6 protein-coding genes are annotated in these 14586 nt (G+C 73.6%); 4 read left to right on the forward strand and 2 right to left on the reverse strand.

Annotated elements, in window-relative coordinates; all coding sequences use genetic code 11:
* The first annotated feature begins 21 nt into the window (after positions 1-21).
* The 3 genes from BJ982_RS33895 (at position 22) to BJ982_RS33905 (ending at position 12011) form a co-directional block, all read left to right on the forward strand.
* Complete coding sequence (locus tag BJ982_RS33895) at positions 22-10704, forward strand: WXG100-like domain-containing protein (protein WP_184886878.1); 10683 nt, start codon at positions 22-24, stop codon at positions 10702-10704.
* Positions 10705-10706: 2 nt separating this feature from the next.
* On the forward strand, positions 10707-11246 hold the full coding sequence (locus tag BJ982_RS33900) for a hypothetical protein (protein WP_184886880.1): 540 nt from the start codon (positions 10707-10709) through the stop codon (positions 11244-11246).
* 93 nt (positions 11247-11339) lie between these two features.
* Positions 11340-12011 (forward strand): hypothetical protein, encoded by a 672-nt coding sequence (locus BJ982_RS33905; RefSeq protein ID WP_184886882.1) that lies wholly within the window; start codon positions 11340-11342, stop codon positions 12009-12011.
* Positions 12012-12212: 201 nt separating this feature from the next.
* Here BJ982_RS33905 and BJ982_RS33910 read toward each other — a convergent pair whose 3' ends face one another.
* The gene (locus tag BJ982_RS33910) at positions 12213-13298 is read right to left on the reverse strand and encodes a transglycosylase SLT domain-containing protein (protein WP_184886884.1); all 1086 of its coding nucleotides are present in this window, start codon (positions 13296-13298) and stop codon (positions 12213-12215) included.
* On the reverse strand, positions 13295-13603 hold the full coding sequence (locus BJ982_RS33915) for a hypothetical protein (RefSeq protein WP_184886886.1): 309 nt from the start codon (positions 13601-13603) through the stop codon (positions 13295-13297). The genes BJ982_RS33910 and BJ982_RS33915 overlap by 4 nt, the downstream gene beginning before the upstream one ends.
* A 171-nt stretch (positions 13604-13774) precedes the next feature.
* Between BJ982_RS33915 and BJ982_RS33920 the strand changes: the two genes are divergently transcribed.
* On the forward strand, positions 13775-14575 hold the full coding sequence (locus tag BJ982_RS33920) for an SAM-dependent methyltransferase (protein WP_275411720.1): 801 nt from the start codon (positions 13775-13777) through the stop codon (positions 14573-14575).
* Positions 14576-14586: the final 11 nt, after the last annotated feature.

Raw genomic sequence — 14586 nt, forward strand, 5'->3', positions numbered from 1 at the left:
TGGCGAACGGGGTGCGGTGACGTGACGATCGACGTGAATCCGAACACCTCGCCCGGCGGATCGACCGCCGGCGGGGGAAGCTCCACCACCGACATCACGCCCGCGTGGGGCGAGAGCCTCCCCGGCTGGGTGGACACGCTCATCGCGCTGATCGTCTCCGGGCAGAGCTGGCCGGAGGCCAGCGAGCGCCTGCTGTGGGAGCTCGCCAAGGAGCACCAGGCGCTCGGCGAAAGCCTCTACGGGGCCGTCGAGCCCGGCGTCACCGCGGTCAGGACCGTCCTCAGCGGGTGGGACGTCCCCGCGACACCGGGCTTCGTCACCGAGGCCGACCGGCTGTTCGCCGAACGGACCGGCGTGGCCGGGCTCGGGGTCCAGAACCTCACCAAGGCGTTACAGGCCGACAACTTCGCACGCGAGACGCAGTACTCGAAGATCTCCATCAATGTCGCGTTCTGGGTGGCGGTGACCGCCGCGTTCATCGCCCTGGTCTCGGCGTTCTTCACCGCGGGCGCGAGCACCCCGATGATCGGGCCCATCGCCGCCTCCGCCCGCGCCACCATCGGGCGCATCCTGCAAAGGCTCGCCGCCGTCGCCGGACGCGACTTCGGCTCCACCATGGTGACCCGGCTCGCCGCGACGAGGGCCGCCCAGGCCGGCGGCGCCGGCCTGTTCCGTACGGCGCTGAGCGGCCACCTCGGCAGGGAGATCATCGAAGAGGTCGGCGAGGAGGTGTTCATCGACGCGTGGACCCAGCGGGAGCAGATGAAGCTGGGGACGCGCGACGACTGGGACTGGAAGAAGACCGCGGCCTCGGCGGTCGGCGGGGCCGGAGGCGCGGTCATCGGCATGAAGGCCGCCGGGCCGATGTCCCGGTTCGGCGACCGGATCCCGCTGCTCAGGGCCCTGAACAACGCGGGGGCAGGGCCGGGCGTCGCCAACGCCTTCGCGCGGTACCCGGGGCGGGCCATCCAGACCGGGCTCAACAACATGGCCGCGTCACCGGGCGGCAGCATCCTGGCCAACGGGCTGGTCTACGGCCAGTGGGAGCTGCCCAACGCGGAATCCCTGCTGGGCGCCGCCATGGGCGGTGCGGGCCGCACCAACACGATCAGCCCCTTCAGCCCCGACGTCCTCAGCGCCGTGACCCACCCGTACACCACCCTCTCCACGGCCACCGCCACGGTCGCCGCGAACGACGCCGCCGCCGCCGCGGACCCCGCTGCCGCCACCGCAACGGCGGGCGTGAACACCACTTCCGCCGCCGACCCCGCTGCCGCCGCTCAGGCCCAGCAGTCCTACCAAGACCCCCGCGACGGCAGCCATCCCGGCATCCCGTCCGCGCAGCCCGCCCAGTCCGTCCCTTCGTCGGACCCCTCGCGCTCCCAGAACCCGTCCGTGCCGACGGGATCCCCCAACGCATCGCAACCCGCTGGATCCCAGCACACCTCCACCCCAAGGGGATCCACCGGACCGCTGCCGCTCTCCCAGCCCACCGGCTCCGGAGGAACAACGGCCGGCCTCGGGGAAACGACCACGACCTCCCCAGCCCCTCACGACCCGCCCCGCTCCTCCATCTCCACGCCGCCCCCTACGGCGGCCAACCCCGGCGCACCTCCCAACGCGAACCCCACGACCCCCGACTCCGGTGCCACGAGCACGAACAACGCCCCCGGCGCGACGACCACGACCGGTGCAAACGGCGCGACGGGCCCCGCCACCACAAGCACCACGGGAGCAACCGGCTCAGGGACGAACAGCACGGGTCCGAACAGCACAGGACCCGCCGGCACAGGTCCGAACAGCCCAGAGCCGAGCACGGGAACAAGCGCCACGGGCACGAGCAGCACGGGTACTACGTCGATGTCGCCCGCCCCGGCGAACGCCGACTCATCCCACAACCCGTCGAGCAACGCGTCGCCCGGTCCGGGCGCGACCACCCCGACCCTGACGCCTCACACCGTCCCGACCACCTCCCAGCCGCACCCGATCGTGACCGGCGCGCTTCCGGCGGCTTCGGTACCGGCTCCGGCGAACTCAGGCCCGGCGCAGGTCTCCGGCCCGGACACACGGGCCGGGGCGGACACGCGGGCCGGGGCGGCGTTGGTCCGGGTGGTTCGTGTCACGGCTCCGGACGCGCTGCCGTTGCAGGACGGCGGCCTGCGGCTCAGCGCGCACGACGGCACGACCGTCCATCTGCCCGGGGAGCGCCTCACCGCGATCCACGAGCACCTGACGGTACGCGCGGGCGACGGCGCGACGTCCCCGCGCCTGGAGGCGGAGGCCGCCGCGCTGCTCGGCATGGAACTCGCCCGCCTCAGCGGCCGGCCTCCGGTCGAGGGAGCCCTCAACACCCTCGCCCAGATATCCGAGGGATCACCCGATCACAGTGATGCCGTCGTCGCGGTGACCCGTGAAGTGCTGGCCGACAACACGACAAGCCGGCCCAATGATCGCCTCACCCCCGCGGCAACCCACCTTCTCACCCTGTCCGCCGCATCCCCGGCACCCGCCCTCTCCGCCCCCGCCCCCGACCACGTTCTGTCGCTGAGTCCTGAAGCTTTGGGCAGGAGGGCCGGGGCGATCGTCCAGGAGGCCGACGCCCTCCCCCTGGCCCTGCGCCTCGACGCCGTGTCGCCGACGGGCAAGCCTCCAACGGGTGGCGAAGATCCGAGCCTTGTCTCGACCAATGCCTCCCAGCCTTCCGGCACGGAGGGTGGGACGGTGCCCGCGCGGCCCATCCGGCGGACGGCCTTCGTCGCCGACGGTCGTCCCGCCCGCGTCGCGGACCTCGACGTGGACGAGACCCGCGCCGCCACGGCCGACCTGCGGGCCACCGATCTGGGACGAGGAGTCAGGGACATCACCTGGCCGCCCGAAAGCGCGACGCTTCGGGTGGAGACCGTGGACCACGGCGTTCAGCACTTCACCTCACGCGTTCGGAACGTGCCCCGCGGACGGCTGGCACGGACCGAGTTGCACACCGGGACCGCCGACGACCCGCACGTCGTCTCGTTCCCTCCGAGAGTGGCGGCCGACCAGGTGCCCAGGGTCTGGGTGCATGAGATCAGCCACACGATGCGGCGGCTGGCGGCGCGCGAGGTGGGCGCGGAACCTCAGGGCGTCGTACGGCGGTATCTGTCCGCGATGAACCCGGCCGCGCCCGTGCGTGCCTCCCGCGACGAGTGCGTGGCGGCGCGGTACGACGAGCACCGGTGGCTCGCCCGGAAATGGGAGTCGGCCCCGACCGAGGAAGAGCGCCTCACCCACCGGGCCGAGATCGAAGGCGTCGCCCGCGAGATCGCCCGCCGCGGCCACGTCCCCCCCACGCCGCCCTGGTCTCCGACCCTCTTCAGCGCCCACGCGACGCCGCCGACGTCCGTGACGGCTCAGACGTCCGCGAACGTGGCCCCCTCCCATGGCTCGACTCCGCGGGCACCGGGGTCGGCGGGCACGGCCGAGCCGGCAGGCGCGCCGTCGTCCCGTACGCCCGATGAAGCGCCCGTGCCGATCACCTCGCTGGCGACGCAGGTACGGCGGCTCGCCGAGTCCCTCGAACAGGCCGAGACGGCGTCGAAGGAAGCAGAAGCGGCGAAAAGGAAGAACGCCGCGGAGGCGCTGGAGCACGCCACCGCCGCCGAGGAGAAGGCCAGAAAGGCGGCAGGTCAGCGTGACCAGGGCGCGGGCGAGCGCCGCCGCAAGGCGCTGGCCGAAGCCGAAGCGGAGAGAGAAGCCGCGGCCCGCTACACGGACGTCGCGGAGGCGTTCCGGCGCGCGGGCGAACGCGCCGCCGAAGCCCGCACCGCCTACGAGAAGACCCTGAACGCCCTCGACGACCTGGCAACGCACACCTCCTCCCGTGCAACCCCCGATCCGGCCGCCCGCACCCCGCAGGAAGGCAAGGGGAGCGCGCCCGAGGCGGAGCAGGTCGCGCGGACTGTGCGGGAAGCCGAGGAGACCGCGCGGGCGGTGGAGAAGGTCGTGCGGGCCGCGCGGGACGCGGAGGGGCTGCTGGAGGCGTATCGAAGGGCGCTCAAGGAGACGCTCCCGCCGGAGATCGCCTTGTCCAGTGGCGTCCCGACGGGACGGCTTCCGCACCTGGGCAGGCTGACCGAGGCGATCAACGCGGAGGTCGGCCCCGATCACCGCTTCACCGAGGACGAGCTGAACTTCCTCCTCCGCGCCGAGTACCGCAGGATCGTCTCGGAGGACGGCCTGGTGCTGCGCCGGGGCCCGCACGAGATCAACATCAGGCTGCGGCCCGGGGATCCCGTCGAGGTCCTGGACCCCGCGGTGAAGGTGTCCGAGCTGATGGTGGGCACGCTGCCGCAGGGCGGCGCGTCCGTGGCGGCCACCTTCGCACGGGCCGTCGGCCTGTCACGCGAGGTGGACGTGGCGTCGCTGGCCAAGCTGGTCGGCGCGGACCATGGTGTCTGGGCGTTCATCAAGGCGGTCGCGCCGTTCGCCATCCTCAAGGGCGGGTACGCCCGCGGCCGCCAGGCGTCCACGACGGGGAGCGCCGCCGAGTACGCCCTGGCCGGCGCGGTCGAGGACAACCGCGGCGAATCCTCCTTGTTCGTCGCCCCCGCGAGCTGGAACCTCCGCGTCCGCGCGACCCCACCCGCCCAGACCACGAGCACCACCCCGTCCGTGGAGAGCACCCCCGAACCACGCGCCCTCCCCGCGAGCGCCCCTGCCCCCAGCCCCACCGGCCACGAGAGCGCTTCCCAGCCGGCCCCCGGCGGACGCGAGAACGTGCGCCGGTGGGAGGGGTTGCCGGTGTGGAGGGACGTCGCTTCCATCTCGTCCGGTACGGCGGAGGATGCGGGGATCCTGCGGCTCTGGGTGTCGCACGCCTACACCCGGCACACTCCCGAGAGCGTCGACCGGCTCCCTCCCGGGCAGCGCGGCAAGACGCCGTTCCCCGAGCATGTCGTCACCGGCCTGACCGGGCTCGAATCACTGGCCGACCGTGTCGCCGCCGCCCTCGGGCGCGCGCCGATCGGCGGTGACACCCGCGACCAGCTCCGCGTGATGCTGACCGACGAGCTGCCGTCCAGGCTCGGCGAGGCGATCAACGACCCGCACGGCTTCCAGCGCGTCGTCACTGGGAACGGCCGCCCGCTGGCGAACATCCGGGTCCGCACCGAGGTCGTCCTGGAACCGGCCCGCGCCACCCCCGACCACCCCGCGCAGGACGGCCCCGAGGCGGTCGGGACGGCGAGCGTCAAGCACCACCAGGAGCGGCTGCGCGTCGGATTCTCCGGCGCGTCCGGAGCCGAGTCGGCCGGCCGTTCGACGAGCGTCAGCGTGAACGCCGGGGCGAAGGCCAAGGCGAACCTGCTCCTGGACGCGACGGGCGCGGACGAACTGCTGGACGCCGCCGGGGTGGACGATTCGGGCGCGGACGGCTGGACGCCGAGGCTCGCCGGGAGCGTCGGCCGGGCGGCTTCGCGGTCCGAGGGGCAGAGCGCGGGCGGCATGGCCATCCACCCGAGCGTACAGCGGTGGTCGGGGCACACGCAGGGGTACCGGATCGCGCTGCGGCACACGATGACCGTCCGCGTGCTCGGCGACCGCGCCGCGCTGCCGCCCGTGCACGGCGCGAGCGAGGGCCTGTTCCGGATCCCGGAGCCGGACGCCTACCGGTACGGCCTGCCGGTGGACGCGGCGGCGGTGGTCCGTGACGAGGCGGGCGACCCGCTCACGAACCCGGACGGTTCGGTGCGGCTGCGCGACGACCCGTCCTTCGACCCGCCGCCGGGGCGCAGGCCCGTGCTGCCGCAGTGGCTCGGCGCGGGTCCGGGCCAGGCACGCGGGGCGGGGCCGGCGTTGGTGCAGCGGGTCACGGGCGTCGACGCCGTCCGCGCCCAGGTCGAGGAGCGGCTGCGCGCGATCGGTGTGCTGCCCGCGCTGGACGCGGACGGCGTCCCCAGGCCGTCCCGTGACCGGCTCGCCGCGGCGGCGCAGTCGCGCAACCTGCGGGAGGTGGCCGAGCAGTTCTCGGCGGCGCGGCTGGAGACGGGCTACGACCAGGCGACGCAGGACGGCATCCTGCTGGACCTGGTGCGCCACAGGACCGGCCAGGCGCCCCGGCACATCACGCTGCGGATCCGCCTGGAGCAGCACACCGAGGCCGCCCGGTACGCCGGGGTGACACCGGCCGAGACGGTGGTCAACCTGGACATCGGCTCGGACACCTCGGCGCGGTCGTCCGGCAGGACGGTGACATGGTCGGGGCGGGGCGAGGTGGGGACCGGCCACGATCCCGCCGGGCCCGGCGACTCCGGCTGGATGTTCACGGGCGGCGCCGCCGGCCGGCAGGTGGCGCACGGGCGCAGCACGGGATGGTCGGCAGGAAACACGGTCAACCAGGTGCGGCTGGCGGAGGCCACGGTCCCGGCGGCGGCCTTCGAGGTCCCGCACACCGTGCACGTCGACCGCCTGCTCACCGGCGGACGGACCAGCCCCTTCCTCGACGAGGACCCGGCCACCCGCCGGATCTCGGCCCGCGTCCTCCTGGCGAGCGACCTGCTCCCCGAAACGACCCCCCATCCGGCGGCGCAGGAGCGGCCGACGTCTGAGGCGGTGCTGGCGCGGGCCACGTTCCTGCACCTGGACGCGGGGGACATGCCGGCGGCCGTCCGGTCCGTCCTGCCGCGGGGGGCGCGGCCGGACTCGGCGGCGCTGCAGCATCTCGCGGCGTTCTCCAACGTCCGTGGCCTCATCTCGCACCCGTGGTGGACCCACACCCCGTACGAGACCGAGCTCGCCGTACGGCCCGGGGGCGTCCGCCCGGTCCGCTCGACGTTGTCGATCCGCGGCGAGCCGGGGACCTCGCGGTTCGTGGGCGCGGTGGACGCGGTGAACGGCCACATCAACCTCACGCTCGCCGGCAGCACCACCTCGGCGGGCCGCCAGCGCACCGTGGCCTGGGACGGCTCGGCGGGGGCGGGCGTGAACCAGGCCGGGGACCCGAAGGGCGGCCTCGGGCCGGGCGGCTCGGCGTCGCGGACGGACGGCTCCTCGCGGTCCGACACCGCCATCTGGGGCAGGGAACGGCTGACGATCGAGGTCGGCAAGCAGTACGTCTTCCAGATGGACGTCGGCTTCACGGTCACCGGCTCCGAGCGCGGCACCCGGGGCGCGCACACCGTCACCCCGGAGAAGCCCGGCGGCGGCACGGTCGTCTACATGCTCCCCGAGCGCGACGCCCTGCTGCTGTACGCGGACGGCACGATGCCGTTGCCGCTCCGCCAGGTGTCCGACGCGGTGGAGCGGTTCGTGGACGGCACGCTGACCCTCGACCCGGTGCTCGCTCCCCTGCTGATCCGCCGCTATCTGACCGACCTGCACGCCGCCCGCACCTCGGGGGAGCCGCTGAGCCCTCTCGCCGGACGGCACACGGCGCGGCTGCTGCTGGCGAAGCTGACCCCGATGTTCGGCACGGACGCGGTCGTGCAGAAGGGTAAGCCGCGGAACAAGCTGTCCCGTCTGCTCACGCACGCCTCCGCCCTGGAACGGACACAGGTCGCGCTGCCCGACCACTACCGGCGCGCGATGGGGCAGACCACGTTCGAGAGCGTCACGCTCCTGGACGGCGAGGGGAGGAAGGTGGAACTGGCCGCCGCCGTGATGGACGCCGTGCGGGCCGTCTCACGGAAGGCGCTGGACGCCGACCCCGCGCTGCGCCGCGCCCTCATGGGCCAGTTCGGCGGGCAGAACTGGTGGGGCTCCGTCGACAACATGATCGACAACGTGACCGGTGACACGGCCCCGGACACCTGGTTCGCCACCGAGTACACCGCGCGGATCGGCGCGCAACGGTCCGAGAAGATCGTCGTACGGGTGCGGGCGCGCATCGACGAGGGCACGCCGGTCCTGGAGGGCCGCAGCGACGAGGTCGGGCAGATCATCCAGAACTACGACTACGCGCAGACCGAGACGTCCCGTTCGACCGGCCGCTCGTTCGCGGGCGACACGGGCGGGGACGGCGTGGTGGGCGACGAGTCCGGGAACGGCAGGGTCGCCACGCACCGGAGCCACGCCTCCACGGGGTCCACCGGCGAGCAGCTCACCCACCTGCAGCGGGTGTCGTCGTTCGACGGCGCCGACCGGGTCCGCCACCCGATCAGGATCAGCGTCGAGGCCGAGCGCATGCCCCTGGCCGGCGGGAGCCCGCGAATCCTCGCCGCACGGGCGGGGACGCTCGTGCGGGGCCCCCGCGTGCACCGGGCGCCCGACCTGCGCGGCGAGGCGGTCCGGCTGGTCCCGGACGGGCTGACGGCGCGCGCCGACCTCGTGTCCGCCCCTTCCCCCGCGGCCCCCGACCCGCGGCCGGCGCCGCGGCCGGACATGTTCCACGTCGACTCCACCGAGGCTCCCACGCTGCTCACCGAGGTGGCCGGCCGCCTCTCGGCGCGGGACATGCTCGGCCGGGCCGGGATGCGGGAGCACCGCACGCATCTGGCCCACCAGCTCTCCGCGATCGCCCGCATGGCGTCCTTCACCTGGATGACCGGGCAGGACGGGCATCGCATGGCGCGCCTTCCCGTCCCGGGCACCCGGGGCGAGGTCGTGGACGTGTGGGTGCGGGCCGTGCTGTCCGAGCCGCACGTCGTCGTCGGCGACCGGGAGAACGTCGAGATCGGCGAGGTGTTCCGCCGCCAGGAGACCACGACCGTCGCCACGAGCCGGAGCCGCGTCACCCCGCTCGGCGGCTCCGTGGGCGGCGGGCACGGTCCCGCGGGCGTCGGCGGGGGTCTGTCGGCCGGCGACCAGGCGTCCGAGCGCGACTCGGCGTCCGGGGGGAACCGCAACGAGACCAGCAACTTCGAGAAGGGGACCGCGGTGACCACGCGGTGGCGGGTGGACTACCACGTCCGCCTCGTCCGCACGACGCTGGACCCCGGCGGCGGCGAGCGCCCCGGACGGACGGTCGCGCTGCCGTCCTCCATCGTCGGCAGCGCCCACCTCCAGCTCATGCGGGACAACCTCGCGGACGTGCTCACCCGTATGGAAACCCCGTCCCCGGCCGGATCCGGCTGGCACGTCCCCGGCCATACGGCGACCACACCCGCCCCCCTGGGGCCGGTCGCGGTTTCTCTGGACGAACTGCTGGCCGAGGCGCAGGGGCGGCCCTCCTTCGCCTCCGACCCCGGCGGGGCGATGGCGGACGCGCTCGGCGATGCCCGAGGCCGCCCAGGGACGCCTGTCCGGCTGCACACGGCCGACGCGGGCGCCTCTCCTGGGGTGGAGGCGGTCACCCACGCGCAGTTGCTGGCACGCGCGCTGCGCGCCGAGGTCCACCTGGACGTGTACGAGACCGACCGTGACCTCCACCGGAGGTACATCGCCTCCCCGGACGGCGCCCTCACCGGCGACCGCCCGGACGGCGGCTTCGCCCCGGCCCTCGCCACGCTCTCCCCGGCCCTGCGCACGGCGGCACGCGACGCCGGCCTCGACCTGCGCGCCCTCCACGCGACCCCGGACGGCCCGGGCACGTTCGCCGACGCGGTGCGGGACGCGCTGGGGACGGGCAACGTGCCTCAGCCGGAGAAGCCGTTCTGGCCGACCAAACTGTGGGGTCCGGGACCGGAGGCGAGCACGGGCTCCTACCTGGGCGGCGCGGGACCGATGACCGCTCCCCCGATCCCGGGGACGGCGTTCACGGCGGACGGGCGGGCCGCGGACCTCTCCGACGTCAGCCCGAACGAGCTGAAGTCCGCGCTCACCGGCGTCACCGGCGCGGACATGCCACGAGGTGTCGGAGCGCCGGTCCTCTCCCCCGACGGCACGACGGTGTCCGTCACCGTGCCGGGCCGGGGCGAACAGCACTTCGGCTGGGAGGTCGGCCACGTGCGGGGCGGCCGGCTCGCCAGGACGATCAAGGGCGACGGCACTCCCGGGAAACCGCATGTCATCCGCGTCGCCCCGAGGGTCGCCCCCCAGCAGCTCCCCCGCGTCTGGGTCCACGAACTCGCCGAGATGACCTACCACCTCGCCACGACACCCCCCGAAGCGCTCGCCACGACACCCCCTGAAGCGCCCGACGCCCCCACGCCCGAGTCCTCGTCCGCAGCCGGAACCCCCGAGACCCAGGGCGCAGGGACGCGAGGCCCCGGGAGCACCGGGAATCGTCCCGAGCAGGGCGTGGTCCGGTTCGTCGGCCAGAGTGCGTCGCCGGACCCGGAAGGCGGCACGGCGGCACACCCGGCGAAGAGCACGTCAGCGAGCACGACGGAGAGCACGGCGGCGACGTGGGACGCGTGCCTCGTGGCGCGTTACGCCGAGCATCGGTGGCTGGTCCGCAAGCTGGGCTCCGCGCGCGGCGACACCGAGCGCGCCGTCTGGACGCACGAGATCGAGGGCGTGGGCCGCGACATCGAGGCACGCGGCGCGGTGCCGCCCGCCCCCTCGTCACGGTCCGGGGAAGCGTCCGTCCCCCCGTCGCCGCCGCCAGGTCCCGCGGGGCCGCCCCCGCCGCCCGGTGCGCCGCCGCCGGGCTCGGGAGACGTTCCCTCCCCCGATGGCGGCCGCGACACGGATGAGGAGTTCTGGGCACGTATGCGGAAGTTGAGCAACTCCACCGGCTGGATTCCCCCAGAAGAGTGGCGCAGGGGCGGGCGGCACGACACCGGCCCGCAGCCGGGGGCAGAGGCTCGTGACGGAGCGGACGGAGCGGTTCGCCGTGGGGCGGAGGGATGAGGATGGCGATCTCTGTGGCGCGGACCAGGGACGAGGCGCACCTGTATCTGGACCTTCATCCCTGCGGGTCCTGCGGCTCGGTGGACACCGAATGGGACGACGGGCTCGTCAGCCTGGACGGGGAGCCGGTCTGCCATTACGCGGGCACGTGCGCGGGCTGCGGCGGGGAGCGGGAGTTCCTCTTCGGTCTCCCGGAGCGGGAGACGGCCGCCGCGCGGTTCCCGTCCTTCGGCGGCCCGGAGCCGTCCGAGCTGCTCGACCCGGGCGAGTGGCTGTGGGTCGCCGACCTGACCGCGGGGAACGTGCCCGCCGACGACCCGCCCGCGGCGCGGCGGGCCCTGACGATCGCCATGGCGGCGGTCGAGGAGGTCGTCAAGTTCATTCCTCCGGGCCGGGAGGAGGTGCCCGAAGAGGCGTTCTGGTCGGACACGGGCCGCCGGGTCCACCACGAGGAGCCGGGGCGTTTCCGCCTCGACCGGCTGCTGGTCGTCCGCGACACCTACCGCTCACTCGCCGCCCGGGAGGAGGAGCGGCTTCCCTGATCGCTTTCCGTGACCGATAGGCTCGAAGGGACCCGCGTGGGACGTGCCGGCTCCGCCGGGACACGCGCACCCAGGCACCAGGAGGCGGCTGAGATGACGGGCGACGTGCCGGTCCTTCGCGCGCGGACGCTGGTGGAGGCGTACCTCTACATCAACCTCACCGTCGCGGCCGACGCCGTGGCCCCGCCCGACGACGAAGAGGCCGTAGAGGGCTCCGAGGGCGAGGAGGCGGCGCGGGGGCGGGCCGCTCGCCGTGCGATCGACTACGAGCGCTGGACGACGTTGACCGAGGGCCGCACCGCCTGGTCGCTGCTCTTCGACGGCCCGGACACCGGCCCCCGCCACAAGATCATCCTCGTGATCCCGTACGACACCGAGTTCGCCGCGCGTCGCGAGGAACTGCGCTTCGGCCCTGGGCGCTCCGAGATCATCGACCCGGGGCAGTGGCAGCTCGTCGGCGCGGGGTACGCGCGCCGCGCCATGCGCGACGACCTGCTGTACGCCGAGAACCCCGGCGACCGGCAGCATTTCCACGAGGTGATCGTGAACTGGACGTACGCCAGGGACGCGGTCGCCGAGGCCGCCAAGTTCCTCCCCGAGGACGGCGACGAGATCCCCGAGAGCGCCTTCTGGTCGGAAGAGGGCGCCGCGACCCGCCGCGACGAACCGGAGCGCTTCACCCGCGAGGGCCTGGAAAGCGACATCGCCCTCTACCAGCGCAACCTCGACCATTTCCTCTCTCTCCACGGCCCGCACACTCCCTGAACGCCCCGCGATTCCCCGTCCATACGCGATGATGTGCGGCGAAGGCGACGGCGGGACTGGGGCTCCTCCCCGGCCTGCTGCCCCCGAAAGGAACCCAGAGCCCCCCGGAGTGGGAGATCTCCGCCTGGCGGAGGCGCGGCCGAGGTCGCGTTCGACGCTGGCGGTGACGCACACGGACCAGCGCGTCCCGCCCGGGGCGCGTCAGTAGCCGACGTAGCCGGAGCCGTTCTTCCTGCCGACGACGCCGGGGACGTTGGACACCGAGCCGTAGCGCTCGATGGCGTAGCGGACGCCGGCGATGATGTTGTCGATCGGGTCGTAGATGTTCTTGTGGCCGGGCAGCGACCAGCGGGAGAAGGTCGGGTCGATGGTCTGCATGAGCCCCTTGGAGGGGTGACCGGCGGCGGCGTTGGAGTCCCAGTTGTTGATGGCGTGCGGGTTGCCGCCGGACTCGTGCTGGATGATCATCCAGATGTCGTTCATGTTCATCTTCTCGACCGGGTAGCCGTGGGCCCTGAGTATCTCCACGGCCTGGCGTATCCACTCGGCGACCTCCCCCTTGGGGGCGGGCCCACCGCCCGGGGGCGGCGGGCCGCTCGGGCCGTACCCGCCGAAACCACCGCCCGAGGAGGGCCCCCCGCCGCCACCGCGCAGTGCCGGGTCGATCTCGCCGGCGGGGACCGGTGTCCACTCGGTGTCGTTCCCGGGGAGGGGGACGAACGTCTGGTCCCCTGCGGCGGGAATGGACGCGAAGGTGGGCGAGGCGCCCTTGAGGTGCTCGCCGATCTCGCCGGACGCCGTGGACAGCGCGGTCTCGGCGCTCCGGACGTACCCCTTGGCGAGCGACACGGCCTTGCCGACCTGCTCGGAGATGCCGGCCTTGAGCTGCTCCTCGGTGGCGTGCGGGTTGCGCCGCCGGTAGTCGGCCACCCAGGCGAGCAGGTCGTCGCAGACGTCCACGACGTCGCCCCGGGCCCGCTCGACCGCTCCCGCGACGGTGTCGAGGGAGTTGGCGCAGGCGCCGAGCGCGTCGTGCAGCGCGTCGCCGGCCCGCACGTACCGCCGCATGTAGGTGACGAAGGCGTCGGCCGAGGCGCCCTTCCACGCCGCGTCCACCCGGGTGACGGCCGCGCCGAGCGTCTCGAACGGTTCGGCGCAGCCGCCCGCGGCCTTGCGCCAGCGTGCCGCGATGCCTCGGATGGCGGCCGGGTCGCCTTTGGTCTTGTCGGCCAGGGCGACGAGTTCCTGACCGCCGGGGAGCGCCGCTACGGCCCCCATGTCGGTCATAGCGCTGGAAGTCCCTTCTTGGTGGCGTGGTGCGCCTTACGGACGTTCTCCTCGATGAGGTCCAAGGCCCGCTCCACGCCGTCGAACCTGCTCGCGACCGTGCCCAGCTCGCCGTCGGCGTGCCCGTCGACCCGTCCGACGGCGCCGACGAGGGCCTCGGCCCCGGCCAGCGTGCCGAACAGGGACGCGGACGGGGCGTCCTTGGGCGGGAAGCCGTCGCCCACGGCGGCGAGCCGGCCTCTCTGGGTGCGCACGGCGCCGCGCAACTTCGCGAGCGCCTCGCGGTTGAGCTCGATACCCGACACCGGAACGGCCCCCTCCCGATGCGACCGGACCCCGTACCATCCGACCCACCGCCACCTTACCCACCACACCGCCCATACGCGATCATTTCCCGCCGTCCCCGCACACGGGGCGTATGCCGATCTCTGCGACGGTGATTGACGGGTTTCGGACGGCAGAAGAGGATGATTTTCGTGACAGAGGGCACTTCCCCCAAGCTTGATCAGAGTCGTCCGAATTCCGCGCGGATGTGGAACTACTGGGTGGGCGGCAAGGACTACTACCCGGTCGACCAAGAGGTCGGCGACAAGATCATCGAGGTGTTCCCGAACATCCTCGACGTCGCCCGGCATTCCCGGGCCTTCCTCGGCCGCGCGGTGCGCCACCTGGCCGGCGAGGCGGGCATCCGGCAGTTCCTGGACGTCGGCACGGGGCTTCCCACGCACGACAACACGCACGAGGTCGCCCAGCGGATCGCGCCCGAGAGCCGCATCGTCTACGTGGACAACGACCCTCTGGTCCTGGTGCACGCGCAGGCGCTGCTGACCAGCAGCCCGCAGGGCAGGTGCGCCTACATCGACGCCGACGTGCGCGACCCCGCCAAGATCCTCGCCGGGGCGGCGGAGACGCTGGACCTCGGCCGCCCGGTGGCGCTGATGATGCTGGGCATCATGGGCAACGTCACCGACGATGAGGAGGCGTACCGGATCGTGCGCCACCTGCTGAACGCGCTCGCGCCGGGCAGTTACCTGGCGCTCAACGACGGCACCAGCGTCGTCCACGGCTCGGCCCGCGACGACGCGATCGAGATCTCCAACGACGAGGGCGGCGAGCCGTACGTGTCCCGCACCCCCGAGCAGATCGCGCGGTTCTTCGACGGCCTCGAACTCCTGGACCCGGGCGTGGTCCCGACCTCCCGGTGGCGCCCGGAGAACACCCCGTTCGGCGTCCCCGACGCCGTGGACGCCTTCTGCGGCCTCGCCAGGAAGCCCTAGACCCCGGAGAC

Origin of the sequence: Sphaerisporangium siamense (assembly GCF_014205275.1) — a bacterium.
In the GTDB taxonomy this organism is placed as follows: Bacteria; Actinomycetota; Actinomycetes; order Streptosporangiales; family Streptosporangiaceae; genus Sphaerisporangium; species Sphaerisporangium siamense.

Bases quoted from the DNA above. Each gene is read 5' to 3' on its own strand.
- BJ982_RS33900 (WP_184886880.1), top strand. From the start codon at position 10,707: ATGGCGATCTCTGTGGCGCGGACCAGGGACGAGGCGCACCTGTATCTG.
- BJ982_RS33905 (WP_184886882.1), top strand. From the start codon at position 11,340: ATGACGGGCGACGTGCCGGTCCTTCGCGCGCGGACGCTGGTGGAGGCG.
- BJ982_RS33910 (WP_184886884.1), bottom strand. From the start codon at position 13,298: ATGACCGACATGGGGGCCGTAGCGGCGCTCCCCGGCGGTCAGGAACTC.